Origin of the sequence: Caballeronia sp. GAFFF2 (assembly GCF_023631485.1) — a bacterium.
Lineage (GTDB): Bacteria > Pseudomonadota > Gammaproteobacteria > Burkholderiales > Burkholderiaceae > Caballeronia.
In genome coordinates, this window is sequence record NZ_JALQDA010000009.1 from 199,538 (window position 1) to 224,877 (window position 25,340).

Genomic DNA, 25,340 nt, shown 5'->3' on the forward strand with positions numbered 1-25,340 from the left:
CGAAACGCTCCATATAATCTCACTTCTTTCAGGCTCGTAGCTCAGCTGGTTAGAGCACCACCTTGACATGGTGGGGGTCGTTGGTTCGAGTCCAATCGAGCCTACCAACGAAAACGAAGCCTCGGTCCGCCGAGTCTTCAATCCGCAAGAAGCGCATTGCGCACAAGGCGAAAAAATATGGCACGTCGAACGTTGACCGAAACAACTTCGGAGCGACGCTAGTCGAGGACCTAATTCGCCTTCTGCCAATCTGTTTGCGGTATGTGTGAAAAGTGAATGCGGCCCCTCGATAGCGGGGCCGCATTTTTTTTGTCTCTCGGGTTTTGCACGGTATCGAGCGGCATGTTTTAGTCGAACTCGCCTGGCGTGAGCTGGCGTCTTGGAGAACGAAATGGTTTCGGTACGTTTGCCTGATGGGTCGGTCCGTCAATACGACCACCCGGTGACCGTCGCGGAAGTCGCGGCATCGATCGGCGCGGGTCTCGCCAAGGCCGCGCTTGCCGGCAAGCTCAACGGCGAGCTCGTCGACACGTCGTTTGTCATCGACCAGGATTCGTCGCTCGCCATCGTCACGGACAAAGACCCGGAAGGCGTCGATGTCGTTCGTCACTCCGCCGCGCACTTGCTGGCCTACGCGGTCAAGGACTTGTTCCCCGAGGCGCAGGTGACCATCGGGCCGGTCATCGACAACGGCTTCTATTACGACTTCGCGTACAGCCGTCCCTTCACGCCCGAAGACCTCGAGAAGATCGAAAAGCGCATGCAGGACCTCGTCAAGAAAGACGAGCCCGTGTCGCGGCGCGTGGTGTCGCGCGACGAAGCGGTCGAGTACTTCAAGAGCATCGGCGAGAAGTACAAGGCGGAGATCATCGAATCGATCCCGGCTTCGGACGAAATCAAGCTCTATTCGCACGGCGGCTTCACCGACCTGTGCCGTGGTCCGCACGTGCCGTCCACCGGCAAGCTGAAGGTCTTCAAGCTCATGAAGGTCGCGGGCGCGTACTGGCGCGGCGACTCGAAGAACGAACAGTTGCAGCGTATCTACGGCACCGCCTGGACCAAGAAGGAAGACCAGGAAGCGTATCTCCACATGCTCGAAGAAGCGGAGAAGCGCGATCATCGCAAGCTCGGCAAGCAGCTCGACCTGTTCCATTTGCAGGACGAAGCGCCGGGCATGGTGTTCTGGCATCCGAAGGGCTGGTCGCTGTGGCAGCAGGTCGAGCAGTACATGCGCCGTCGGATCAATGAGGCCGGCTATCTCGAGATCAAGACCCCGATGGTCATGGACCGCTCGCTGTGGGAAGCGTCCGGCCATTGGCAGAACTATCGCGAGAACATGTTCACGACCGAGTCCGAGAAGCGCGACTACGCCATCAAGCCGATGAACTGCCCGGGCCACGTGCAGGTGTTCAATCACGGCCTTCGGTCGTATCGCGATCTGCCGCTGCGCTACGCGGAGTTCGGATCGTGCCATCGCAACGAGCCGTCGGGCGCGTTGCATGGTCTCATGCGCGTGCGCGGTTTCGTTCAGGACGACGCGCACATCTTCTGCACGGAAGATCAGTTCATCGCCGAATCGATCGCGTTCAATACGCTCGCGATGAGCGTGTACAAGGACTTCGGCTTCGATCACATCGACATCAAGTTGTCGCTGCGTCCGGAGCAGCGCGCCGGTACCGACGAAACCTGGGATCGCGCGGAGCAAGGCCTGCGTGACGCGCTCACCGCGTGCGGCCTGCAGTGGCAAGAACTCGCGGGCGAGGGCGCGTTTTATGGTCCGAAGATCGAGTACCACATCAAGGACGCGCTCGGCCGGTCCTGGCAATGCGGTACGCTGCAGCTCGACATGGTGTTGCCGGAGCGTCTCGGCGCGGAGTACGTCGGCGAGGACAACAGCCGCCGCCGTCCGGTCATGCTCCATCGCGCCATCGTCGGGTCGATGGAGCGTTTCCTTGGCATCCTGATCGAGCACCACGCCGGTGCAATGCCGCCGTGGCTCGCGCCTGTGCAGGCAGTCGTGCTGAATATTGCCGAAAGTCAGGCCGAATATGCGGCTTCTCTGGCCCAATCGTTGCAAAAACAAGGGCTTAGAGTTGAGAGCGATTTGCGCAATGAGAAGATTAGCTATAAAATACGCGAGCACACGCTGCAAAAGGTTCCGTATTTGCTGGTCGTCGGAGACAAAGAGCGTGATGCACAAACCGTAGCCGTGCGTGCTCGTGGCGGTGTCGATCTGGGCGTGATGCCGGTCGACGCATTCCTCGAACGTCTGCAGCAGGAAGTGCGGGCGTTCAAGTAAGTCACTCGCAGCGCGGCTAGTCTTTTTATTTTTAGAGGAAACGTAACATCGCTACTGATAAGTCGTCACATCGCATCAACGGTGAAATCACTGCGCCGGAAGTGCGCTTGGTCGGAGTGGACAACGAGCCGCTCGGAATCGTGAAACTGGCCGAGGCTTTCCGTCAATCGGAACAGCTCGACGTGGATCTGGTCGAAATCGCGCCGCAGGCTTCACCGCCTGTCTGCCGTTTGATGGATTACGGCAAGTTCAAGTACTCGGAAGCGAAGAAGCAGCACGAGGCGAAGCTCAAGCAGAAGATCGTGCAGGTGAAGGAAGTCAAATTCCGCCCCGGCACGGACGACGGTGATTACAACGTCAAGCTGCGTAACCTCACGCGCTTCCTCGAAGACGGCGACAAGACGAAAATCACGTTGCGTTTCCGCGGTCGGGAAATGGCGCACCAGGAAATCGGCATGCGCATGCTCGAACGTCTGAAGACGGATCTGGACGAATACGGTCAGGTCGAGCAAATGCCGAAGATGGAAGGGCGTCAGATGATCATGGTGCTTGCCCCGAAGAAAAAGGGTAAGTAACGAGCGTCGTAAAGCGTTGGATCGCGCGCCGTGAAAAGCGTGAGCGCGGCATCGCAGGTGGTTTCAGGGCTGGCGTCACTTTGGTGACGCCGCTCATGAAAAGCGGTAGCCACAAAAGGCTGTCCGCACATAAGTGGAGCGTGGGTTTCGAAGGGCGGCAAGGGGTCCAATGTTTGTTTGACGGATCATCCGCACACCCATGACCATCTAATAAACTGGAGTAGTTTCATGCCGAAGATGAAGACCAAGAAGAGTGCTGCAAAGCGCTTCGTGGTGCGTCCGGGCGGTACCGTCAAGCGCGGTCAGGCCTTCAAGCGCCACATTCTTACCAAGAAAACCACCAAGAACAAACGCCATTTGCGTGGCACGACGGCCGTTCATGAGTCAAATCTGAACTCCGTCCGCGCAATGTTGCCGTTCGCTTAACCCTTAACCGACACTCATAGGAGCGCAACATGCCTCGAGTAAAACGTGGGGTTACCGCACGGGCCCGTCACAAGAAGATCATCCGTCTGGCCAAGGGTTACCGCGGCCGTCGCAATAACGTCTACCGCATCGCCAAGCAAGCGGTCATGCGCGCAGGGCAATACGCCTATCGCGATCGCCGCAACAAGAAGCGTGTGTTCCGCGCATTGTGGATCACGCGTATCAACGCGGCGGTGCGTCAGCACGACATGACGTACAGCGTGTTCATCAACGGCCTGAAGAAGGCTTCGATCGAACTTGACCGTAAGGTGCTGGCCGACATGGCTGTGTTCGACAAGGCTGCTTTTGCTGCGATCGTGAATCAGGTGAAAGCCGCCGTTGCAGCCTAATTGCGAAATTAGTACTGCGTGGTTCGCCTGAGCGTCGTCCGGTTGTTCAGGGTGGCGCGAAGGTAGAAAACGGGGCTCTCACCGAGCCCCGTTTTTGTTGGTCGGACGGTTTTGCTTATCGCATGTGAGGCGTACGAACCAATCGTGCGCATAAGCCAAACCGTAATTCAATTAGAACTTCGACGTTGAAAAGATGGGATCAATGGATCTGGACCAGATTGTCGCCGACGCAAAAAGCGCCTTTGAAGAAGCCTCCGACGCCGCCGCGCTCGAAAACGCGAAGGCCCGCTTTCTCGGCAAATCCGGCGCGCTGACCGAACTGCTGAAGGGTCTCGGCAAGCTCGATCCGGAGGCGAAGAAGACCGAAGGCGCGCGGATCAACGTGGCCAAGCAGCAAGTCGAAGCGGCGCTCAACGCGCGTCGTCAGGCGCTGGCCGACGCGCTCCTCAACCAGCGGCTCGCTGCCGAAGCTATCGACGTTACCTTGCCCGGACGCGGCGCGAGCACGGGCACGTTGCATCCGGTCATGCGCACGTGGGAGCGCGTGGAGCGCATCTTCGGCACGATCGGCTTCGATGTGGCGGACGGTCCCGAGATCGAAACCGACTGGTACAACTTCACGGCGCTCAATAGCCCTGAGAACCATCCGGCGCGCTCGATGCAGGACACCTTCTACGTCGACGGTAAAGATGCCGAAGGCCGCCCGCTGTTGCTGCGCACGCACACGAGCCCGATGCAAGTGCGCTACGCGCGCATGAACAAGCCGCCGATCAAGGTGATCGTGCCGGGCCGCACGTATCGCGTGGACAGCGACGCCACGCATTCGCCCATGTTTAACCAGGTCGAAGGCCTGTGGATCGAAGAGAACATCAGCTTTGCGGACCTGAAGGGCGTCTATACCGATTTCCTCAAGAAGTTTTTCGAGCGCGACGACATTCTCGTGCGCTTCCGCCCGTCGTATTTTCCGTTCACGGAGCCGTCGGCCGAGATCGACATGATGTTCGAACACGGCAAGAACGCGGGCAAGTGGCTGGAAATCTCCGGCTCGGGTCAAGTACATCCGACCGTCATCCGCAACATGGGGCTCGACCCGGAGCGCTATATCGGTTTTGCGTTCGGTAGCGGCCTCGAGCGTCTCGCCATGCTGCGTTACGGCGTGCAGGACTTGCGTCTGTTCTTCGAGAACGACCTGCGTTTTCTGCGCCAGTTCGCTTAAACGCCGCACGGCCCGCGGAGCCCGGTTTGGCAACAGCAACCGGGCGAGAGTCACCACCTCATTCGAACGTAGACACACATGCAATTCCCAGAATCCTGGCTCCGAAGCTTCGTCGATCCCGCACTCACGACCGACGAACTTGCGCACGCACTCACGATGGCCGGTCTAGAAGTCGAAGACCTGAGGCCGGTCGCGCCGCCGACCAAGAAGATCGTCGTCGGACAAGTGCTGGAAGTGGCGAAGCATCCGGACGCCGACAAGCTCAACGTCTGTCAGGTCGATGCCGGCACGGGCGAGCAGTTGAACATCGTGTGCGGCGCGCCGAACGTGACGCCCGGTATCAAGGTGCCAGTCGCGCTGGTCGGCGCGGAGTTGCCGCCTGCCGAAGCCGGTGGCGCGCCTTTCGCGATCAAGCTCTCGAAGCTGCGCGGTGTCGAAAGCCAGGGCATGCTGTGCTCGGCGCGCGAACTGAAGCTCTCGGAAGACCATAGCGGCTTGCTGATCCTTCCGGCCGATACGCCGATCGGACAAGACATTCGCGAAGCGCTCAATCTCGACGACACCGTCTTCGAGATCAAGCTCACGCCGAACAAGGCGGACTGCCTTTCGGTTTTTGGCGTCGCGCGCGAAACCGCCGCGATCACGGGCGCGACGTTGAAGTCGCTCGACATGCCGCCGGTCGAGGTCAAGCTCGACGAAAAGCTGCCAGTGAAGATCCTCGCGCCGGATCTGTGCGGCCGCTTTTCAGGTCGCGTGATTCGCGGTGTGAACGCGCGCGCGAAGACGCCGCAGTGGATGGTCGAGCGCCTCGAACGCGCCGGTCAGCGCAGCATCTCGGCGCTCGTCGATATCTCGAATTTCGTGATGCTTGAACTCGGCCGTCCCTCGCACGTGTTCGATCTCGACAAGATTCACGGCGGTATCGAAGTGCGTTGGGGCAAGAAGGGCGAATCGCTCAAGCTGCTCAACGGCAACACTATCGAACTGGATGAAACCGTCGGCGTGATCGCGGACGGCGCGCAGGTCGAAAGCCTCGCGGGCATCATGGGCGGCGACAGTACGGCTGTCACGCTCGATACCACCAACATCTATCTCGAAGCCGCCTTCTGGTGGCCGGACGCCATTCGCGGCCGTGCACGCAAATACAACTTCTCGACGGACGCCGCGCATCGCTTCGAACGCGGTGTCGATTACTCGACCACTGTCGAGCATATCGAACGCATTTCGCAATTGATCCTCGACATCTGCGGCGGCGAAGCCGGCCCGGTGGACGATCAGACCGTCAACGTGCCCGAGCGTCATCCGGTGACCATGCGCGTGTCGCGCGCGCACCGCATTATCGGCGTGGACATTAGCGTGGACGAGATCGCACAGATTTTCACGCGTCTGAATCTCGCTTTCGAGCGCGACGGCGATACCTTCAGCGTGACGCCGCCGGCTTATCGCTTCGATATCGAGATCGAGGAAGATCTGATCGAGGAAGTCGCGCGCATCTACGGTTTCGAGAAAATTCCCGCGCGCCCGCCGGTTGCTGCCAGCGAAATGCGGCGCACGAACGAAACGAAGCGCTCAATCCACACATTGCGTCATGCCGTGGCCGCGCGCGACTATTCGGAGACCGTGAACTTCAGTTTCGTCGATGCCGACTGGGAGAAGGATTTCGCCGGCAACGACAATCCGGTGAAGCTTATCAATCCGATCGCGAGTCAGCTTTCGGTCATGCGCACGACGCTGTTCGGCAGTCTGATCGACGTGCTGCGCTACAACCTCAACCGGCGCGCGGACCGTATTCGCTTGTTCGAAGCCGGGCGTGTGTTTCTGCGCGATGCATCGGTTACGGCGGGCGAATTGGCTGTCGAAGGTTTCGCGCAACCGAAGATGATCGGCGGTCTCGCCTACGGTCCCGCGCTAGACGAGCAATGGGGCGCGCCGTCGCGCAGCGTCGACTTCTTCGACGTGAAGAGCGACGTCGAAGCGCTGTTCGCTCCCGTCGTGCCGCGCTTCGTGAAGGCGGAGCATCCGGCGCTGCATCCGGGACGCAGCGCGCGTGTCGAAGTGGCGGGCCGGGCGGTGGGCTGGATCGGAGAACTGCATCCGCGCTGGCAGCAAAAGTACGACCTGCCGCATGCGCCGATCCTCTTCGAAATCGAAGCGGACGCGTTGATGGATCGCGCGCTGCCGGCGCCTTCGGAAGTGTCGAAATTCCCGCCCGTGCGGCGTGATATCGCCGTCGTCGTGGATCAGAAAGTACCGCTCCAGGCGTTGCTCGACGAGCTTGAAAATGCCCGTTCCGAACCTGCCTGCAAGCACGTCACAAGGGTTGCGCTTTTCGACGAATTTCGTCCAAAATCAAATACTTCCGGTGGGTTGGCGGAGCACGAGAAAAGTCTTGCCTTCCGTGTTACGTTGCAAGATACTGGCGGCACGCTTCAGGATGAAACGGTCGATACGGCCATCAAAACGCTGGTGGATCGCCTGGCTCGAGTACACGGCGCGCGGTTGCGCGGATAGCCTGCGGTTGGGCATGTAGTTGGCCTGCAGTTGGCTTAGTCCGTCTTCATCGTCGTCCGCCGTTTTACCGATATGAACCAAATGAACTCGAGTGATTTCGAAGCCCTTCTTTCGGCGCAGCGTAGCGCCATGACCCGAGATATCCCGACTTCGGGCGCCGTGTCCAATGACACGCCCACGCTCACGAAAGCCGAACTGGCCGAGATGCTGTTCGACCACGTCGGCTTGAACAAGCGCGAAGCGAAAGACATGGTCGAAGCCTTCTTCGAAGTCATTCGCGACGCGCTCGAAAGCGGCGATAGCGTCAAACTCTCCGGCTTCGGCAACTTCCAGTTGCGCGACAAGCCGCAGCGTCCGGGACGCAATCCGAAGACTGGCGAAGCCATTCCTATCGCGGCACGGCGGGTCGTCACATTTCATGCAAGTCAGAAGTTGAAGGCGCTGGTGGAAACGGGAGCGGAGTCAGGTCTCACGCGTTGAATTCGCTCATGCGCTGAACATCGCGCGAATCGCTTTTGCTTGCCGTGCTTCATCGACATCACTCACCAAGATGGTTGATCGACGATGGAAAAAGTCGTCTTGCCTCCGATCCCGGCCAAGCGTTATTTCACGATTGGCGAAGTCAGCGAGCTGTGCGGTGTCAAGCCGCACGTGCTGCGCTATTGGGAGCAGGAGTTTACGCAGCTGAGACCGGTCAAGCGGCGCGGCAATCGGCGCTACTATCAGCATCATGAAGTGCTGCTGATCCGGCGGATTCGCGAACTGCTATACGAGCAGGGATTCACCATCAACGGCGCGCGTAATCGGCTTGATTCGCAAGGCCGCCCGATCAGCGATGACGCCGAAGCCGAAGATATCGAGGGCGTAGCGGCTGCGCCTTCAGCGGGCGTCGATGTCGATCAGTTGCGCAAGGAGATCACGCAGGTGATCGATTTGCTCGGTGGCTGAATGCCGCTTGTCTTGTAGGAGTGACCAATGCCGCGATGGACTCGCGGCATTTTTTTGGTCTGTGTGCATTGCGTTCTGAGTGCGACTGCGCGAGGAACATGGGCTGTATGGTGCCGTTCTACCCGCGCAATGGCGAATCACAAAGCATGGGTTGGATCTATCAGCCGACGGTCAGGTTCACGCTTGGCGCCTCTACACCAACCGACCAGTACACAAGGCTGGGCCCCATACCCATAGGCGGATAGATACGCCAGTCATCAGGTCCGTGATGGAAGAAGTACAGCGCAAAGCGCCCGCCATTCTTGCATGCGCTCACACATACATAGCGGCTCCCGCCCAGATAGATGCGGCCGAACCGTGTAACGCGCGCGGATGACACCGAAACGAACCATCTTGCGACTTCGAGACGCAAGCTGGAAGTTCGGGCTGACAGCGGTTGCCTTTGAACGACAGGCGCGAGGGCAAGCGAAGGCATCAGGCGGCGTTCCTTATACGTCACTTTAAGATTAGAGCTTAAGGGCCTGAGTTACAAGTGGTTTTTGTGCCTTTTAAGTCTGAGTAAAAGCGGGCAGTTGCCTTAGGGAGACGATACTTTCTCGTTTCTGATCTACAGTGAAAACCGATGAATCCAAGCGCTTCGGAACAAACTCCTGACGGTTTCGGCGAGCATACCGCAAACGTTTGCTTTTCGAACTACTTTTCAGCGTGCAAAGTCATGCGCAATTTAGAAAAGCAGCGACAAGTTTTCAAGTGCTGTGAAGCAAGCGGTGCCATAGCGCTTCGGAAAGTTTGATTAGGGCGACAGTATTGTGAAATGCGTCGACTGTTCTTCGTTATCCATACGCCGCAGAAATCGCGATGCATCGACCGGACAAAATAGCGCTTCTGTGCGGACTAACGGCGGATGAGTCCGTCGAGCTTCTACCCGCTGGTTCGGTGCCTTGCTTTTTTTATGCGGTGAGCGGGTCGTTGAGCGTCGCGTCAAAATCGCGTTAAGGCAGGCACGGCCAATCATCGCGAACGCCGCGAGTTCAGTGTTTTTTGCATTGCATGCAGCGCGCAAACCTATCTGAACGTTTTAGCGCGCCCATTTTCGCGTATGAACTTCGGCGTGGCGACTGCTGCCCATTTTTCCGCGCACGTGCGGGAGAGCACGGTGAGAAGAGGATAAGCAACTCTCGGGTTTCGCACGACGAGTCGGCCCATCTCGAGCAGCACGGCAATTCTCTGGCGGCGATGCATTCGTAAAGTCCAGGATGTGCGACGGTGGTCCTTGCCCGACGGTCGATTGACGAAGGACGGTATTCGCTGAGCAAGAGGCTTCATCACTACAGGCGCCTGGCGCCGAGTGACCATTGCATTACGACAACGCTTGAAATCGCTAGATCAGCTCTGTTGAGCAAGACGGCACTGTCGACTGACTACCTGATGTGCGGCGTCGATAGCTTCCAGGAACTGTTGCATGCCGGCCTGACGTGCCTCGCCATTGGCGATGAATTGCAAGGCTTCAAGGGCATCCACTTGCAGCAGATGGCCGGAGGTGTTCGCCAGGTCTTTGATTTCAGCGTGCTTGCGTTCTAGTTCCTCAAGCACGGCTTTGGGCCAAGGCCGTTCAGGATCAGTCTGATACATGACTCGGAACACAACGCCCGAAAGCTCGGCGAGCGTTCCGAGCACTTCACGATAGACATGTGCGAGTGCATCCGCTGTCACCTCCGGCTTCTTGTCTCGACGCCCGAGATAGTGGAGGCTGGCGGTGGCACCGCGGACGACAACTGAGAGAATGGCTGACACGGCACGCCCCGATTTTTTATCTAATGATGATGATCGGAATATGAGGCAGTCTGGTTAGAAGTTGAGTGCGCCACTTAACGAAACGCCGCAATCAGCGTCAGGCCTGTCGAAAGTTTGGCGTGATTTGCATGACACTCGCGTGCCTCGCGGTCTTTCAGGTGGCGATCAAGGTGCAACGGCAAACACTGCGTGTGCCTAACAATCGTGGCCGCTCGAACTGATCCGATGATTTGTCGATAGATTGCGCGAAGAAGCGGTTGTCCGCATCGAAGCGCCTGGGTCAAATGATTTTTGGCAGTAGGATCTGCTCGGCGATAACGGGCAAGGCGATTCCGCACAAGAGAGTACAGCTAGGATCGGCAAAGCGTCGATGCCGCAAGCGGAGCCAGTATCGGACACGCCTACAGGAGTTTTGTAGAGAGGGCAGTGCGGCTTCATCACCATGGTCCTTCAGAGACACATTCCCATCGTTGAACGAGAAGCAAATGAACAAGACGCCAAACGAATTCGCCATCCCTCAAACCGAATTCTCAAACAGCATTAGAAAATCATTTATATCTGTGCTTTTCATCAAGAGCGGATTCAACGTCTCCGGATTGTGTTCCCACCAACGTGAGTCGAGTAATCGGGCTATCACGTCTGGCTCGAAGCGATAACGCAGAACGCGCTGCGGATTACCGACGACTATCGCGTAAGCAGGAACATCTTTGCTGATCGTGGCGCCCGCCCCGATGATCGCTCCGGTGTGGATCGTAACGCCTGAAAGGATGGTGGTGTTTGCGCCGACCCAGACATCGTTGCCAATGACGACGTCTCCCTTCCATCTATTGGAAGCATTTATTTGATGCAGCGTCGTGTTCGTAGACAACGAAAGCTTCGGATGCTCGCCGCCTAACACGAATGTTGCTCCCTGAGCAATTGAGCAGTAATTCCCAACCTCAAATGCACACGGAGCCCCCCAGTAATAAACGGTTGGTCGGTTTATATGACTGTGGTTACCGACCGCGACTCTGATTTCCTGAACTGGGAAAAAGAACCGTCCGTCAGTCACTTCCGGTGGCGGTAACGGAACCTCGACTGCCGGTTGCGGGGCCTTTCTCGAAAAAAATTTAGATAGCGGCTTCATGCTTCATCACCTGTCTCGCGCGCTGGGGCCGTTGTGAAAGTCGTCGTTGTCAAGCCGATTAGCCGGACGGCGCTGTGCACACGAATCCTTCGTATCCACACTGTTGGCCCGTGCTAGAAGACACTTGAGCTTGGCTTGTGGCGCTACCACGAGCCGCCATCACGCAGGCAGGCATGATAGCAAGCGGGGCGAAATGACTTTGGATTCGTTGATGTGTGAGACAGAGCCGATCTTCCTCTCGCCATGACGAAGCCCGCTGCAAAGCGTGAACGGTTCCTCGCTATTGCGGGCGAAAGTATCTGACGGTCGGTGGCGCACAAAACGATGCTGCGGAAGCGGCGCGGCGGAAGGTAAAGAGGCGTCTCACGCCTGGCTGGACGCGGAAGTGCGCAGGCATCCGACTATGAAACCGCTCATCCCGCTGCTAGTTATCAAATATGAGTTCTTCGAGGTTGATGGCTATCAGCCAGCTCGGGGGAGACTACGAACGCAGCGACTTGCTGATCTTCCGTCGCCCAACACAACGACTAGCCTTAAAGTTCGGAGGCCCGGGCCAGTGCAAGCGTGTCGATGTACTCGCGGATGCTCGCGACCTTGCCATTGCGAACGGTGATGGCAAAGATCCAGTGGTCTTCGAAGGTCTTGTTCGTGGCTTTGATTCTGCCCGTCGCGAAGCCGACGACCAGAACCCGGTCACCCTGAGCAACGAATTCGGGCGGGGCGGGGTAGGACGTATCCACCATCTCGGACGCCTTCTGCAACAGGTTCGCCAAGTCCTCGTGTCCACGGTGGGTGCCGGCCAGCGCCCACTCGCCCGGAACGATCCACTCGATGTCTTCTGCGGAAATGGCCAGCAAAGCTTGCTTATCGCCGCTGCCCAGCGCGGCAAAGAAATCCTTCACGACCTGGACGTTCGCTTGTGCGTTCATCGGTATCGCTCCATGTTTGTGACACAGACCCGCAACTGGAACAGGTCGCGCTCTTACGTCGGACGGCCTCTGCTCCATCGATGTGCCGCGCGGTTTGCAGTCCAACACGCGGCACTTAGGACCCACGCTTTCCGCCGTCGACCAACAAGCCCACTGAAGGGGCCCTGCGAAGGACGTTAGCCAGAGCCGCCACAACACATCAAAGCTGCGCCAAGCCGCCGTCGACGGCCACCTCGCTGGCGGTCATGAAGCTACTGTCCGACGACGCGAGAAAGGCAGCCACCGCTCCGATCTCGGCCGGATCGGCCATGCGCTGAAGTGGAGTCATCGAGGCGAAAGCCTTCTGGCCTTCCTCGCCCAGCGCTTCCTTCGCGAGTTCGGTTGCCGTCGCCCCGGGTGACAACACGTTCACACGGATGCCGGTGCCTTTCAGGTCCTCCGCCCACGTTCGCGCGAGGTTGCGCACGGCCGCCTTGCTCGCGCTGTAGGCGCTCATTCCAGGAGCGCCCGTAGTGCCGGCGCTCGATCCGGTCAGGATGATCGAACCGCCATCGCGCATCAGCGGCAACGCCTTCTGGACCGTGAAGATCGAACCCTTCACATTGGTGTCGAAGGCTTCGTCGATGTGCTCGGCGGTGATCTTGCCGAGCGCTAGCTGGCTTCCCGCGCCGGCATTCGCAAAGACGATATCGAGGGTCCCGCGCTCGTCCTTCACGGCAGCATAAAGTCGGTCGAGGTCGGCCTCATCCGAGACCGAGCCCTTTACCGCGCGGGCATTGGGCCCGAGGTCGGCCACGGCATCGTCGAGTGCGTCTTGCCGACGGCCGAAGATGAAGACGAAAGCGCCTTCCTCGATGAAGCGCTTCGCTGCCGCGCGGCCAATGCCCGTGGCGCCGCCGGTGATGACAGCCGTCTTTCCGTTGAGTCTGGTCATGTCGTGCATCCTTCTTTCAAGTTGTACGGAAGCAGGAATTGCTTGCTTGAAACAAGTATGCGGTTGGACTAACCTAAGAACAAGTATGCACCTTTTGGTAACCACAATATGACCGACTGTTCTCCGACCTGCGGTGGCCGCTACTCTTACGGGCTAGCCGCGACCCTCAGCATCATCGCGGGCAAATGGAAGCCACTGATCTTGTACTTCCTGCTCGACGGCCCGAAGCGCTACGGCGAACTCAAGCGCAATGTCCACGGCGTCAGCGCCAAGGTGCTGATCCAGCAATTGAAGGAACTCGAAGCCGATCGCGTCCTCGCGCGGACCGACTATCAGGAGGTGCCACCGCGCGTGGACTACACGCTGACGCCGCTCGGTCGAAGCCTGGCCGACAAGATCGTCCCGCTGTGCACTTGGGGAACCGAGAATATGGCCGAAATGGTGAACATGCTCGCTGAGCGCGACAGGTTGAGATAAAAGACAGCCGACATCCACGTTTAACGCGCTATCAAAACGTGCCCGCGCTGTTTTCGCCACTCAAAGAGCAGGGAAGTAGTGGCCATTGTCGAGGTCCTCGATCAGGCCGGGCTGGGCAGGCTTCCAGCCGAGAGCCTGACGCGTGATGAGATTGGACGCCGGAAGGTCCAGCGTGACCAGGTTTGTCAGGAAGCCAAAGTATCCCGGCAGCATCAGCACGTCGATGGGAATGCTCACGGCCGGCAGGCCCAGGCGGCTGCCGATGGCCTCGGCGATCTCGCGCAAAGCGATGCCCTCGCCCTCGATGCCGTGCCAACTTTTGCCAGCCGGACCTTTCTCCAGCGCGAGACGGAACAAGGTGGCGAGGTCGCGGCCATGCACGGCCGGCCACAAGTTTGCGCCGTCTCCCGGATAACCGATGACGCCCTTGTCCTTTGCGAGCGCAATCAGCAACGGGAGGAAGCCTGCATCGCTCGTGCTGTGCGCGATGGGAGGAATCCGCACGACCGAAGACCGCACGCCCTGCTGCGCGAGTGCGATCACGGCGAGCTCCACGACGTTACGAACTCGCAGGGTTCCTTTGTATGCATCGCCGGCCGGAAGGGCAGGGTCGTCCTCGCTGACGGGCCGGCCGAGGCTTTCCCATCCGGGTGAGCCGATGCTCGCCGACACGACCAGCGGCTTGCCGGTTCCGGCCAGTGCGTCGCCATACGCAAGCATGATCTTGAGTTCCGCGGCGGCCACGGCATCGAGCCCGCCAGAGGGAAGCAGGTCTTGTCTATGCGCGACATGGATGACACCGTCTGACTCCGACGCCGCGGCCTTGAGTTCATCGAGATCGGAGATATTGCCGCGACGCACCTTTGCGCCGAGCGCGGACACCGCCGCCGCGGATTTGTCCGACCTGGCGAGGCCGGTTACCTCGTGGCCGGCGGCGATGAGCTCGGGAATGATGTACGAACCGATATGGCCGGTCCCGCCCGTGACGAAAACGTGCATGTTATTGCTCCCTACAGAAGATGTGATGCGAGATGTCGTGGCGGGTGCAATCAGCCGAACAGGCTGACGCCGATTGAGAAGTTGGCGTGCTTGACGGAGTGAGTGAGCAGTCCCAGCGACAGCAGGCTGACGTGCTCCAGCGTCTTCGCCATGAGCAGCGGCCCGGTATCCATCGGGCGCAGTCCGAGGCTCGCGACGAATGCCGAGACGCGTGCTTTCGCCTGTGCATCGTCCCCGGCGATGAACACGTCCAACAGGCGGCCCTCTACTGGACCGGCAGCCAGGACGTGAGAAAAAAGGGTGTTGAACGCCTTGACGATTTTCGCGTCGGTAGGCGCGGCCTTGGCGATCTCCCGCGCGCCGAAGCTGTCGCCCGGAGTCACGAAGCTCACGTGATCGGAGGCGATGGGATTGGTGATGTCCACGAGAACCTTGCCTGCAAGCTCGTTCCCGTACTGCTTCACCACATCGAGAACGGTTGGGTAGGGAAGCGCCAGGATGACCATGTCCCCGGCCGGGGCGACGCCGAACATTCCTGTCGTCGCGTTGGCTCCAAATTTTTCGGCAAGCGCCCGCGCCTTGGCAGCGTCGCGACTCATTACCTCGACTATGTGACCCGCATTGGCGGCAAGGCCGCCGATCGCTGCGGCCATGCCGCCTGTGCCAATGATGCTGATCGTGCTCATGCAGTCTCCTGGTGAGTTGGGTGGTGCTCGTAACCACTAGCAACCATCCTATTCACATAACTTGCAAAAAACAAGTAAACGAGGAAATTTACTTGCTTCATGCAAGCGATGTTAATATTCGGCCATGAAGACGACATCCAAAGAAGACCTTCGATCCCATTGCGCGGTGAACTACGGCGTGGAGATCTTTGGCGACCGGTGGTCGCTCTTGATCATTCGCGACATCGTCTTTGTTGGCAAGAAGACGTATGGCGAGTTTCTGAGATCGGAAGAGGGAATCGCGACCAATGTCCTTGCGTCCCGCCTTGCGTTTCTTGAGGAGCAAGGAATTCTCTCGAGGGCGCCCAGCCCCGACGATGGGCGCCGTGACTTCTACACGCTGACCGAGAAGGGCTTGGACCTCATCCCTGTCGTGCTGAACATCGTCCTATGGAGCGCGAAGTACGATTCAAAGTCGTACGTTCGGCGAAGTAAGGCTTTCATTGCCCGATTAAGACAAAGCCCCCTGCTGGTGAGCGAAGAGGTGAAGACGCTGGTTCGGAATGGCGGATGTATGTTTCCGGAGAGCAAGGAATAGACAGGACGGCAGGCATGCCGTGCTACGTCGATAGACGATGCGCGCATGACTAGCCGAGAGGTGCGGCGAATAGCGGCCCGATGTCGAGAACGGTTCTGGAGACCGTGACTGAGGTTCAGCGGCCTGAGCGGGCGAAAAGTCGCGCCGGCTTCGGCTCCATTCCGTACGCGGTCTGAGACATTACGGCGAGCGCGATAACGGATGAAAAGAAAGCGCGACCACTACATCGACGCCCTTCAGTCCGCCCTAGCACGCGCCACGCGCGCGAAGGACGGAGATGAAGATTCAGCCGCGCAGGACGCCTATTTTGACTGTACGCAGTGCGCTTCGGCGGCGTTCTTTTGGAAGCCGTCAGAACTGCTACTTCCGCCATGGACATACAAATGAGAAAGCCCGCGTAATCAAAAGATCACGCGGGCTTAATTTGGTCGGGGCGAGAGGATTTGAACCTCCGACCACCTGCACCCCATGCAGGTACGCTACCAGGCTGCGCTACGCCCCGAAAGAGCAAAAGTATATCAGAGCGAAACGAATAGTAGAACTGCTTCGACGAAATTCGTGTTCGGACTCGTCGAATCTACTCGAAAATGCTCACAGCCTGAGTTCAGACTGCGTGTAAGGGGAAGTCTTGATCGAAACAGGCGCGTCATTGTTACGCAGCGTCGGCACGCGCCGCTTGCGCGCAAGCGCTGCGCGCTGACGCTTGCGAAAGCGCTGTGCCAACAACGCCGACACGACACAAGGAATCAGGTAACTCAGCACGCGTTCGCTCCACTTGCTCCGCGTTGCGATGCTTTCATACTGCGTGTGATCATGAAAACTCGCGGACGCAAAGACCATCGTCAGTACGAAGTCGAGAGCCATTGCCAGAAAGCAGAAGATGAAGAACACGAGTGCGCCATTCCACAGCAGCTTGCCGTGACTTGCGTTGATCGTGCGGCAGACGAACATCACCGCGCACAGAAGCAAGAGGTTGAACAACAAGGGGAGCCAGGGAAAGAAGTCCATGTGCGCTAAGCCAATGATGATGCGTGAAAGAGCCAGCCTCCGCAGCGGCGATCGTCACAATCCGTGATAACCAGATCGTGGAAGGCCAAACCGGGAATTGGGCGCGATATTCACACACGGCAAGCAGCGCTTGAATACGAGTATTCTTAATCTACGACTAATCCGAATTCTGTCGTGATTCGGTCACTTCCTTGGTTCTTGATCGCTCAGCGAGTCCGATAAGAAATCGATGAAGGTTCTGACCTTCGTCGTCATGTACTTGCGGCTCGTGTACACCGCATACACCGATGGCGCGAACGCTTCGTAGCCCGGCAGCACGCGCAGCAAGTTGCCCGCGCCCAGTTCGGGATCGACGATCCACGCCGGCAGATACGCCAGGCCCATCCCGGCACGCACGAGCTGGAGCGCCATCGACGTATCGTTGGTCTTCAGCACCGGCTGATTCCTGACCGTGAACGCGCCGTCCGCGCCCGTCAGCGTAACCATCTCGATATTGGTGTAAGTCGGCAGCACGACGCGATGCCGCGCCATGTCGTCCGGATGCCGCACCGGCCCATGCCGTTCGATATACGCAGGCGATGCCGCCAGCACGAAAGGCATCCGGCACAACGGCCGTACGATGAGCGAGGGCGACGGCTCGGACGTCGCGCGCAAGGCCATGTCGTAGCCTTCCTCGACCAGATCGACGAAGCGGTTCTCAAGGCGCAGATCGACGAGCACATCCGGATAACGCGCCTGATAAGCCACTAGCAAATCCGCGAACTTACGATTGGCGAACCAGCCCGGCGCGGTCACCTTGAGCACGCCATGTGGCTGCGCCGTCTGTGTGCCGACCGCGGCTTCTGCCGCGCGCAGGATGTCGAGCGCCTCGCTGCACTGTTCGTAATAAACGTTGCCGGCTTCGGTCAGGCTGAGATGCCGCGTCGTTCGATTCAGCAACCGCACGTTCAAATGGCGTTCGAGGTTGGCGACGTGTTTGCTCGTCATCGCGGTCGAGATGTCTAGCCGTTCGGCCGCCTTCACGAAACTTCCGGCTTCGACGACCTCGCGGAATACGCGAAGACTGGTGAGCGCATCCATCGATCATTTCCTTCGAGGAAACAAAACGCCAATGTTAGCCGGATTTATCCGCGGATGAGAGCCACTCGGACGCAAGCCGGAGCGGGCGTCTTAGACATCGCCGCACGTCGAGGAAAAGCTGCCCGTCACTTCGGCCATTCGTCGAGTGCGTCGTTGAAGAGCGAGGCGACGACGCCACGCAGCCAACTCGTGCGTGGATCGTTATGAAACTTGCGATGCCAATGCTGCCGCAGATCGAACCTCGGCAGCGCGAGCGGCGGCTCGGCGAGCGTGATCGACGCGTGTTCGGCCACATACGCGAAGCCGATCGCATGCGGCACCGTCGCGATGAGATCCGTACGCGACAAAATGAACGGCAAGCTCATGAAGTGCGGCGTTTCCAGCACGGCGCGGCGCCGCACGCGTTCCTTGTCGAGATGATTTTCGAGTATTTCCTGACTGCGTCCCTCCGCGCGCACGACGGCGTGGCCGCATGCGCAGAAGCGTTCGAGCGTGAGAGGCTCGCGCGCGAAGGGATGATCGCGCCGCATGAGACAGATGAACCGGTGCGAAAAGAGCCGCTGCTGGAAGAAGTTGTTGCCGCGCAGATCGGGAAAATAGCCGACCGCCAGATCGATCGAGCCGGCTTCGAGTCCGCGCTCGACATCGCCGTGTGAAGCCGACACAGACCGCAGATTCGCTTGCGGCGCCTCGGTTGCGAACGCCTGCAACAAGCGCGGCAGAAACACGATCTCGCCGACATCCGACAGCGCTATCGAGAACGTGTCGGTGCTCGACGAGGGATCGAAGTGCTGCGTATCGAGCAAACCGCGTTCGATCCGCCCGAGCGCCTCGCGCGCCGCCGGCACGAGCGCCAGGGCGCGCGGCGTCGGCTCCATGCCGCGCGAGGTCCGCACGAACAGCGGGTCGTTGAAATATTCGCGCAACCGTCCGAGCGCCGTCGACACGCGCGGCTGACTCACGCCGAGCCGCTCGGCGGCGCGGCTCACGTTGCGCGTCTCCTCTATCGCGACGAGGAACGGGATCAGATTCAGGTCGAGGTCGGTCATGCGGCCGTCGTTATCGTCCGGCGAAATAGTGCGTCATGCGGCATTCGCCTCGCGGATAGTGGAGTGTCGCGCGGATCATCCACGCCGCGCAACCATGTCCGACACGCGCTGCGCCGCTTCCTGCAGCGGCGTCAGGAACGACTTCACCATTTGCTTCGCGCTCTTGCGCTGCGCGTTGCCGGAAAGGTTCAGCGCGGCGATCACGCGGCCTTGCCGGTCGCGAATGGGCGCCGATAAGGAGATCAATCCTTCTTCCAGTTCCTGATCGACGATAGCCCAGCCCTGGCGCCGCACGAGCGCGATCGATTCCCTGAGCGCAGTCTTGTCGACGATGGTGTGCGGCGTGCGCGCGACGAGTTCGCTGGCATCGAGTGCTTTGTCGAGTTGTGCGTCGTCGAGTGCGGCGAAAAGCACGCGGCCCATCGACGTGCAGAACGCGGGCAGACGGCTGCCGATCGACAGATTTTGCGTGATGATCTTGTGGGTCGGCACGCGCAGCACGTAGACGATCTCCGCGCCGTTCAACACCGCCGCCGAGCAGCTTTCGTGAACTTGCGCGACGAGTTCTTCCATGACCGGCTCGGCGAGATTCCAGAACGGCATCGACGTGAGATAGGCGAAGCCCAGGTCGAGTATCTTCGGTGTGAGCTGGAAGAGGCGGCCATCGGCTTCGACATAACCGAGCGTCTGCAACGTAAGGAGAATGCGCCTTGCGCCCGCGCGCGTTAAGCCGGTCGCGGCGGCGACATCGGTGAGCGTTTGCGCCGGGCGGTTCGCGTCGAACGAGCGGATGACCGAGAGCCCGCGCGCGAACGATTGCACGTAGGCGTCGCCGGGACGCGCGGGGTTATCGGATGAATCCGCGTCGGCATTCGTTGGAGTGGACATATAGAAAGCGTGAAGACCCGTACAAACCCGCACTTCGCGCATGCTTCGTTGACACGACAAAGAACCGGGGACTAACATGCCGATGTTCGCTTAACGAATCCATGTTCGCATATCGAACATTTCGAAGCAAGCTTGTCGGCGCACAGGTAAACCCCGAGATGCGTTTGCTTCAAGCAGGCGCTGACACGCAAGTCGGTTCGACACAGGAGAAAGTACGGCAATGATCAACAAGATTTTCGACTCGCTCGCGTCGGCGGTGGCGGATGTGCAGGACGGCGCGACCATCATGATCGGCGGTTTCGGCACGGCGGGCATGCCCTCGGAACTGATCGACGCGCTCATCGAACAGGGCGCGCGCAATCTCACCATCGTCAACAACAACGCGGGCAATGGCGACACGGGTCTCGCCGCCTTGCTGAAGGCGAAGCGCGTCAGCAAGATCATCTGTTCGTTTCCGCGTCAGACCGACTCGCACGTCTTCGACGCGCTCTACCGCGCGGGCGAAATCGAACTCGAACTCGTGCCGCAGGGTAATCTCGCGGAGCGCATTCGAGCGGCGGGCGCGGGCATCGGCGGATTCTTCACGCCGACCGGCTACGGCACGAAGCTCGCCGAAGGCAAGGAAACCCGCGTGATCGACGGCAAGCACTACGTGCTCGAAGCGCCGCTACACGCCGACTTCGCGCTCGTGAAGGCCTATAAGGGCGACCGCTGGGGCAATCTGGTCTATCGTAAGACGGCGCGCAACTTCGGGCCGATCATGGCGAGCGCCGCGAAGACCGCCATCGTGCAGGTGTCGAAGGTCGTGCCGCTCGGCGAGCTTGACCCCGAGAACATCGTGACGCCGGGCATCTTCGTGCAACGTGTCGTCGAAGTGCCGCAGGCGGTGCATGCCGCCAAACTCGAAGCTGAACTTGCATCCTGAAGGATCGAAGCCATGAAGAAACTTTCCCGTGACGAAATGGCCCGCCGCGTGGCCGCGGACATTCCCGAAGGCGCGTATGTGAACCTCGGTATCGGCGTGCCGACGCTCGTCGCCAATCATCTCGCGGCGGATCGCGAAATCTTCCTCCATAGCGAAAACGGCCTGCTCGGCATGGGTCCCGCGCCCGCGAAGGGCGAAGAGGACGACGAACTCATCAACGCCGGCAAGCAGCACGTCACGCTCTTGACGGGCGGCGCGTTCTTCCATCACGCCGATTCCTTCGCGATGATGCGCGGCGGCCATCTCGATTTCTGCGTGCTCGGCGCGTTCCAGGTCTCGGCGACGGGCGACCTCGCTAACTGGCACACCGGCGCACCCGATGCGATTCCCGCCGTCGGCGGCGCAATGGACCTGGCCATCGGCGCCAAGCAGGTGTACGTGATGATGGAACTGCTCACGAAGCAAGGCGAGAGCAAGCTCGTGGCCGAGTGTTCTTATCCGGTGACGGGCGTACAGTGCGTGGATCGCGTGTATACGGACCTCGCCGTGTTCGACGTGACGCCGGAAGGCTTTGTCGTGCGCGAGATGGTGGAAGGTCTGTCGTTCGACGAACTGCAAAAGCTGGCCCAGGTGCCGCTGCAATACGTGCCGCTGTCCGAGGCTGCATAAACGCTTCGCCTGAGAGATAACTGGAGTTGACCGATGAAAGAAGCTTTCGTATGTGATGCCATCCGCACGCCGATCGGCCGTTACGGCGGTTCGCTGTCTTCCGTGCGTGCCGACGACCTGGGCGCCGTGCCGCTGCGCGCGCTCGTCGAACGCAACAAGGAAGTGGACTGGGAAGCCGTCGAGGAAGTGATCTACGGCTGCGCGAATCAGGCGGGCGAAGACAATCGCAACGTCGCGCGCATGTCGGCGTTGCTTGCCGGCTTGCCTGTGGGCACGCCCGGTTCGACGGTCAACCGCCTGTGCGGTTCGGGCATGGATGCGGTCGGCATCGCGGCGCGCGCCATCAAGTCGGGCGAGGCGAGCCTTTTGATCGCGGGCGGCGTCGAGAGCATGAGCCGTGCGCCGTTCGTGATGGGCAAGGCGACGAGCGCGTTCTCGCGTCAGGCCGAGATTCACGACACGACCATCGGCTGGCGCTTCGTCAATCCGCTGATGAAGAAGCTCTATGGCGTCGACTCGATGCCCGAAACCGCCGAGAACGTCGCCGACGACTACAAGGTGAGCCGCGCCGATCAGGACGCGTTCGCGTTGCGCAGTCAGCAGAAAGCATCGCGCGCGCAGAAGGACGGCACGCTCGCGCAGGAAATCACGCCGGTCAGCATCGCCCAGAAGAAGGGCGACGCGCTCGTCGTGTCGCAGGACGAGCATCCGCGTGAGACGAGTCTCGAAACGCTCGCGAAACTGAAGGGCGTGGTGCGTCCGGACGGCTCGGTGACGGCGGGCAACGCGTCGGGCGTGAACGATGGCGCCGTCGCCATGCTGATCGCCGACGAAGAAAGCGCGAAGCGTCATGGCCTCACGCCGCGCGCGCGCATTCTCGGCATCGCGACCGCGGGTGTCGAACCGCGCGTGATGGGTATCGGACCGGCGCCCGCATCGCAGAAGCTGTTGGCGCGCCTTGGCATGACGATCGACCAGTTCGATGTGATCGAACTGAACGAAGCCTTCGCCTCGCAAGGGCTCGCCGTGCTGCGCATGCTCGGCATTGCCGACGACGATCCTCGCGTCAACCCGAACGGCGGTGCGATCGCGCTCGGACATCCGCTCGGCGCGTCCGGCGCGCGGCTCGTGACGACCGCGAGCTATCAGTTGCAGCGCACGGGCGGGCGCTTCGCGCTCTGCACCATGTGCATCGGCGTGGGCCAGGGCATTGCGATGGTCATCGAGCGTGTCTAAGGACATGTTCGCCTCGACCGGACGTCTCACGGATCTCATCTGCGGCAACGAGGCCGCCAACGCGCTATGGTCGGCGCGCGCGACGGTGCAGGCCATGCTCGATGTCGAAGCGGCGCTCGCGCGTGCATCGGCGGAGCATGGCGTGATTCCGGCGAGCGCGGTCGATGCGATCGTCGCCGCGTGCAATGCCGACAACATCGACGCCGGCGCGTTGATGACCGGCGCGGCCGCCGGCGGCAATCTCGCGATTCCGCTCGTCAAGCAATTGACCGCCGTAATGAAGGCCGGCGACGCCGAGGCCGCGAAGTACGTGCATTGGGGCGCGACGAGTCAGGACATCATCGACACGGGCGTCATGCTGCAACTGCGCGCCGCATTCGAACTGATCGATGCCGATCTGCGCGAACTCGCGGCATCGCTCGCGCAGCAGGCGCAGAAGCATCACGCGACGCCGATGATCGGCCGCACATGGTTGCAACAGGCGCTGCCAATCACGCTCGGTCTCAAGTTCGCGCAATGGCTGGACGCAGTGACGCGTCATCGCGGGCGTCTGTACGAACTGAAATCGCGCGTGTTCGTGCTGCAATTCGGCGGCGCGGCGGGCACGCTGGCGAGTCTGCGCGACAAGGCCTTGCCGGTGGCGCAGTCGCTCGCCGATGAACTTCAGCTCGCCCTGCCCGCGCTGCCTTGGCATACGCAACGCGATCGCATCGCGGAGGCGGCGGCGTTTCTCGGCATGCTCACGGGCACGCTTGGCAAGATCGCGCGCGACATCTCGCTCATGATGCAGACCGAACTCGGCGAACTCGCCGAGCCGGCCGCCGCAGGCAAGGGCGGGTCGTCCACCATGCCGCACAAGCGCAATCCCGTGGGTTGCGCGGCGGTGCTTACTGCCGCGACGCGCGCGCCCAATCTCGTCGCGACGATTTTCGCGGGCATGGTGCAGGAACACGAACGCGCGCTCGGCGGCTGGCAGGCGGAATGGGAAGCGCTGCCCGATCTCGCGCGGCTTACGGCGGGAGCGTTGTCGAATATCAAGGGCATCGTGCCGGGTCTCGAAGTGAACGTCGCGCGGCTCGCGCGGAATCTCGACGCGACCAACGGTCTCGTGCTCGGCGAAGCGGTCATGCTCGCGCTCGGCGACGCCATCGGCCGGCTGGATGCGCACAAGCTCGTCGAGCAGTCGTCGAAGGCGGCGGTGGCAAGCGGCCAGTCTCTCTTCGATGTGCTCGCCGCGAACGAAACCGTCACGCAGCATCTTTCGCAACAACAGTTGAAATCCTTGCTCGATCCGGCGAATTACGCCGGTCAGGCACAGGCCTTCGTCGACGCCGCGCTCGAGCTTCATCGCGCGAACGCGTGAGCGCACAAGATTCAGGAGCGATACAGCATGCCCCTTGCCGCTATCAACGGTACCCGGATTCACTATCGAGTCGATGCCCGCGCGGGCCATGACGCCCCGTGGCTCGTGCTGTCGAATTCGCTCGGCGCCGATGTCTCCATGTGGACGCCGCAAGTCGAAGCGTTCGCCGAGCACTACCGCGTGGTGCGTTACGACACGCGCGGCCACGGCCATTCGGACGCGCCAGCGGGGCCGTACACCATCGATCAGTTGATCGGCGATGTCGTCGGGCTGCTCGATCATCTCGGTATCGAACGCGCGCATTACTGCGGTCTGTCGATGGGCGGGCTCACGGGCATCGGGCTCGCCGCGCGTCATCCCGAACGTTTCTCGCGCGTGGTGCTGTCGAACACGGCGGCGCTCATCGGCTCGGATGCGGTGTGGACGCCGCGCGCCGCGAAAGCGCGTGAAGCAGGCGGCATGTCGTCGCTGACCGACGCCGTGATCGCGCGCTGGTTCACTGCGCCGTTCATCGAGCGGCAACAGCTCGTGCTCGCCAACATCCGCGATGTCTTCCGGCATACGGAGGGCGAAGGCTACGCGTCGAATTGCGAAGCGATCCGCGACGCCGACCTGCGCGCCGAAGCGAAGACCATCGCGCTGCCGGTGCTCGTGATCGCAGGCACGCACGATCTGTCGACGACAGCCGAGCAGGGCCGCGAACTGGCGGGTTATATCGAAGGCGCGCGCTACGTCGAACTGGACGCGGCGCATTTGTCGAACATCGAGAAGCGCGACGATTACACGCGCGCCGTGCTCGACTTTCTCGGAGAACAACCATGACTGATGACGAACGTTACGAAGCCGGCATGAAGGTGCGCCGCGCGGTGCTGTCCGATGCGCACGTGGACCGCTCGCTTGCCAACCGCACCGATCTCACCACGGATTTCCAGAACTTCATCACGCGTTATGCGTGGGGCGAAATCTGGACGCGCGATGGCTTGCCGCGTCATACGCGCAGCCTTCTCACCATCGCGATGATGGTCGCGCTCAATCGTGGCGAGGAACTCGCGTTGCATCTGCGCGCCGCGAAGAACAACGGCGTGACGCAGGACGAGATCAAGGAAGTGCTGCTGCAGACGGCCGTGTATTGCGGCGTGCCGGCCGCGAACTCGGCGTTCCATCTGGCGCAGAAGATCTTCGAGGAAGAGGCGCAGAAGAAGTAAGTAGCTTTCCGCCTGTTGCGGCATGTCAAGC

The 25,340-nt window shown here is 60.4% G+C and carries 26 protein-coding genes and 2 tRNA genes; 17 read left to right on the forward strand and 11 right to left on the reverse strand.

Going from position 1 to position 25,340, the window contains the following annotated elements:
- Positions 1-30: 30 nt before the first annotated feature.
- From NCT04_RS06315 to NCT04_RS06355, 9 genes are all read left to right on the forward strand, one after another.
- Positions 31-107: transfer RNA gene (locus NCT04_RS06315), tRNA-Val, on the forward strand.
- Between the two features lie 284 nt (positions 108-391).
- Positions 392-2,299 carry a threonine--tRNA ligase gene (thrS, locus tag NCT04_RS06320; protein WP_244827699.1) on the forward strand — a complete coding sequence of 636 codons (1,908 nt, stop codon included), beginning with the start codon at positions 392-394 and terminating at the stop codon, positions 2,297-2,299.
- Positions 2,300-2,346: 47 nt separating this feature from the next.
- The gene (infC, locus tag NCT04_RS06325) at positions 2,347-2,874 is read left to right on the forward strand and encodes a translation initiation factor IF-3 (RefSeq protein ID WP_074168877.1); all 528 of its coding nucleotides are present in this window, start codon (positions 2,347-2,349) and stop codon (positions 2,872-2,874) included.
- A 228-nt stretch (positions 2,875-3,102) separates the two neighbouring features.
- Positions 3,103-3,300, forward strand: coding sequence for a 50S ribosomal protein L35 (gene rpmI, locus NCT04_RS06330; RefSeq protein ID WP_244827700.1), 198 nt, complete (start codon positions 3,103-3,105; stop codon positions 3,298-3,300).
- Positions 3,301-3,329: 29 nt separating this feature from the next.
- Positions 3,330-3,689, forward strand: a complete 360-nt coding sequence (gene rplT / locus NCT04_RS06335) for a 50S ribosomal protein L20 (protein WP_050454097.1) — start codon at positions 3,330-3,332, stop codon at positions 3,687-3,689.
- A 202-nt stretch (positions 3,690-3,891) separates the two neighbouring features.
- Positions 3,892-4,905 carry a phenylalanine--tRNA ligase subunit alpha gene (gene pheS, locus NCT04_RS06340; protein WP_244827701.1) on the forward strand — a complete coding sequence of 338 codons (1,014 nt, stop codon included), beginning with the start codon at positions 3,892-3,894 and terminating at the stop codon, positions 4,903-4,905.
- Positions 4,906-4,983: 78 nt separating this feature from the next.
- Entirely contained in the window at positions 4,984-7,416 is a 2,433-nt protein-coding gene (pheT, locus tag NCT04_RS06345; protein WP_250464419.1) for a phenylalanine--tRNA ligase subunit beta, read from the forward strand.
- 72 nt (positions 7,417-7,488) lie between these two features.
- A complete protein-coding gene (locus tag NCT04_RS06350) occupies positions 7,489-7,896 on the forward strand; it encodes an integration host factor subunit alpha (RefSeq protein WP_244827703.1) in 408 nt (135 codons plus the stop codon).
- Positions 7,897-7,980: 84 nt separating this feature from the next.
- Complete coding sequence (locus NCT04_RS06355; protein ID WP_244827704.1) at positions 7,981-8,364, forward strand: MerR family transcriptional regulator; 384 nt, start codon at positions 7,981-7,983, stop codon at positions 8,362-8,364.
- 1,386 nt (positions 8,365-9,750) lie between these two features.
- On the opposite strand, the gene NCT04_RS06360 is transcribed toward NCT04_RS06355, so the two are convergent.
- The 4 genes from NCT04_RS06360 to NCT04_RS06375 form a co-directional block, all read right to left on the reverse strand.
- Positions 9,751-10,158, reverse strand: coding sequence for a hypothetical protein (locus NCT04_RS06360; protein ID WP_244827705.1), 408 nt, complete (start codon positions 10,156-10,158; stop codon positions 9,751-9,753).
- Between the two features lie 517 nt (positions 10,159-10,675).
- On the reverse strand, positions 10,676-11,284 hold the full coding sequence (locus NCT04_RS06365) for a CatB-related O-acetyltransferase (RefSeq protein ID WP_250464421.1): 609 nt from the start codon (positions 11,282-11,284) through the stop codon (positions 10,676-10,678).
- Between the two features lie 533 nt (positions 11,285-11,817).
- Complete coding sequence (locus NCT04_RS06370) at positions 11,818-12,213, reverse strand: nuclear transport factor 2 family protein (RefSeq protein WP_250464424.1); 396 nt, start codon at positions 12,211-12,213, stop codon at positions 11,818-11,820.
- Positions 12,214-12,412: 199 nt separating this feature from the next.
- Complete coding sequence (locus NCT04_RS06375; protein WP_250464426.1) at positions 12,413-13,147, reverse strand: SDR family NAD(P)-dependent oxidoreductase; 735 nt, start codon at positions 13,145-13,147, stop codon at positions 12,413-12,415.
- Between the two features lie 108 nt (positions 13,148-13,255).
- Here NCT04_RS06375 and NCT04_RS06380 point away from each other — a divergent pair, with 108 nt between their 5' ends.
- On the forward strand, positions 13,256-13,624 hold the full coding sequence (locus NCT04_RS06380) for a winged helix-turn-helix transcriptional regulator (RefSeq protein WP_250464428.1): 369 nt from the start codon (positions 13,256-13,258) through the stop codon (positions 13,622-13,624).
- A gap of 60 nt (positions 13,625-13,684) precedes the next feature.
- Here the strand turns inward: NCT04_RS06380 and NCT04_RS06385 are convergent, their stop codons facing one another.
- Both NCT04_RS06385 and NCT04_RS06390 read right to left on the reverse strand, forming a co-directional pair.
- On the reverse strand, positions 13,685-14,623 hold the full coding sequence (locus NCT04_RS06385) for an SDR family oxidoreductase (protein WP_250464430.1): 939 nt from the start codon (positions 14,621-14,623) through the stop codon (positions 13,685-13,687).
- A 50-nt stretch (positions 14,624-14,673) separates the two neighbouring features.
- Positions 14,674-15,309 (reverse strand): NADPH-dependent F420 reductase, encoded by a 636-nt coding sequence (locus NCT04_RS06390; RefSeq protein ID WP_250464432.1) that lies wholly within the window; start codon positions 15,307-15,309, stop codon positions 14,674-14,676.
- Positions 15,310-15,433: 124 nt separating this feature from the next.
- Between NCT04_RS06390 and NCT04_RS06395 the strand changes: the two genes are divergently transcribed.
- Positions 15,434-15,886, forward strand: coding sequence for a winged helix-turn-helix transcriptional regulator (locus NCT04_RS06395; protein ID WP_244827711.1), 453 nt, complete (start codon positions 15,434-15,436; stop codon positions 15,884-15,886).
- Positions 15,887-16,311: 425 nt separating this feature from the next.
- Here the strand turns inward: NCT04_RS06395 and NCT04_RS06400 are convergent.
- From NCT04_RS06400 to NCT04_RS06420, 5 genes are all read right to left on the reverse strand, one after another.
- Positions 16,312-16,388: transfer RNA gene (locus NCT04_RS06400), tRNA-Pro, on the reverse strand.
- Between the two features lie 89 nt (positions 16,389-16,477).
- On the reverse strand, positions 16,478-16,894 hold the full coding sequence (locus NCT04_RS06405) for a hypothetical protein (protein WP_244827712.1): 417 nt from the start codon (positions 16,892-16,894) through the stop codon (positions 16,478-16,480).
- Between the two features lie 183 nt (positions 16,895-17,077).
- Entirely contained in the window at positions 17,078-17,974 is an 897-nt protein-coding gene (locus tag NCT04_RS06410; protein ID WP_250464434.1) for a LysR family transcriptional regulator, read from the reverse strand.
- Between the two features lie 125 nt (positions 17,975-18,099).
- Positions 18,100-19,023, reverse strand: coding sequence for a LysR family transcriptional regulator (locus tag NCT04_RS06415; protein WP_244827714.1), 924 nt, complete (start codon positions 19,021-19,023; stop codon positions 18,100-18,102).
- Between the two features lie 75 nt (positions 19,024-19,098).
- The gene (locus NCT04_RS06420) at positions 19,099-19,911 is read right to left on the reverse strand and encodes an IclR family transcriptional regulator (RefSeq protein ID WP_250464436.1); all 813 of its coding nucleotides are present in this window, start codon (positions 19,909-19,911) and stop codon (positions 19,099-19,101) included.
- 220 nt (positions 19,912-20,131) lie between these two features.
- Here NCT04_RS06420 and NCT04_RS06425 point away from each other — a divergent pair, with 220 nt between their 5' ends.
- The 6 genes from NCT04_RS06425 to pcaC are packed head-to-tail and all read left to right on the forward strand — an operon-like array spanning position 20,132 to position 25,309.
- The gene (locus NCT04_RS06425) at positions 20,132-20,836 is read left to right on the forward strand and encodes a 3-oxoacid CoA-transferase subunit A (RefSeq protein WP_250464438.1); all 705 of its coding nucleotides are present in this window, start codon (positions 20,132-20,134) and stop codon (positions 20,834-20,836) included.
- A gap of 12 nt (positions 20,837-20,848) precedes the next feature.
- Positions 20,849-21,505 (forward strand): 3-oxoacid CoA-transferase subunit B, encoded by a 657-nt coding sequence (locus NCT04_RS06430; RefSeq protein WP_244827717.1) that lies wholly within the window; start codon positions 20,849-20,851, stop codon positions 21,503-21,505.
- A 33-nt stretch (positions 21,506-21,538) separates the two neighbouring features.
- Positions 21,539-22,741 carry a 3-oxoadipyl-CoA thiolase gene (gene pcaF, locus NCT04_RS06435; RefSeq protein ID WP_250464440.1) on the forward strand — a complete coding sequence of 401 codons (1,203 nt, stop codon included), beginning with the start codon at positions 21,539-21,541 and terminating at the stop codon, positions 22,739-22,741.
- A gap of 4 nt (positions 22,742-22,745) precedes the next feature.
- Positions 22,746-24,104 (forward strand): 3-carboxy-cis,cis-muconate cycloisomerase, encoded by a 1,359-nt coding sequence (locus NCT04_RS06440; RefSeq protein ID WP_250464442.1) that lies wholly within the window; start codon positions 22,746-22,748, stop codon positions 24,102-24,104.
- 27 nt (positions 24,105-24,131) lie between these two features.
- Complete coding sequence (gene pcaD / locus NCT04_RS06445) at positions 24,132-24,926, forward strand: 3-oxoadipate enol-lactonase (protein ID WP_250464444.1); 795 nt, start codon at positions 24,132-24,134, stop codon at positions 24,924-24,926.
- Positions 24,923-25,309, forward strand: coding sequence for a 4-carboxymuconolactone decarboxylase (gene pcaC / locus NCT04_RS06450; protein ID WP_244827721.1), 387 nt, complete (start codon positions 24,923-24,925; stop codon positions 25,307-25,309). Before pcaD ends, pcaC begins: the two co-directional genes overlap by 4 nt.
- Positions 25,310-25,340 lie beyond the last annotated feature (31 nt).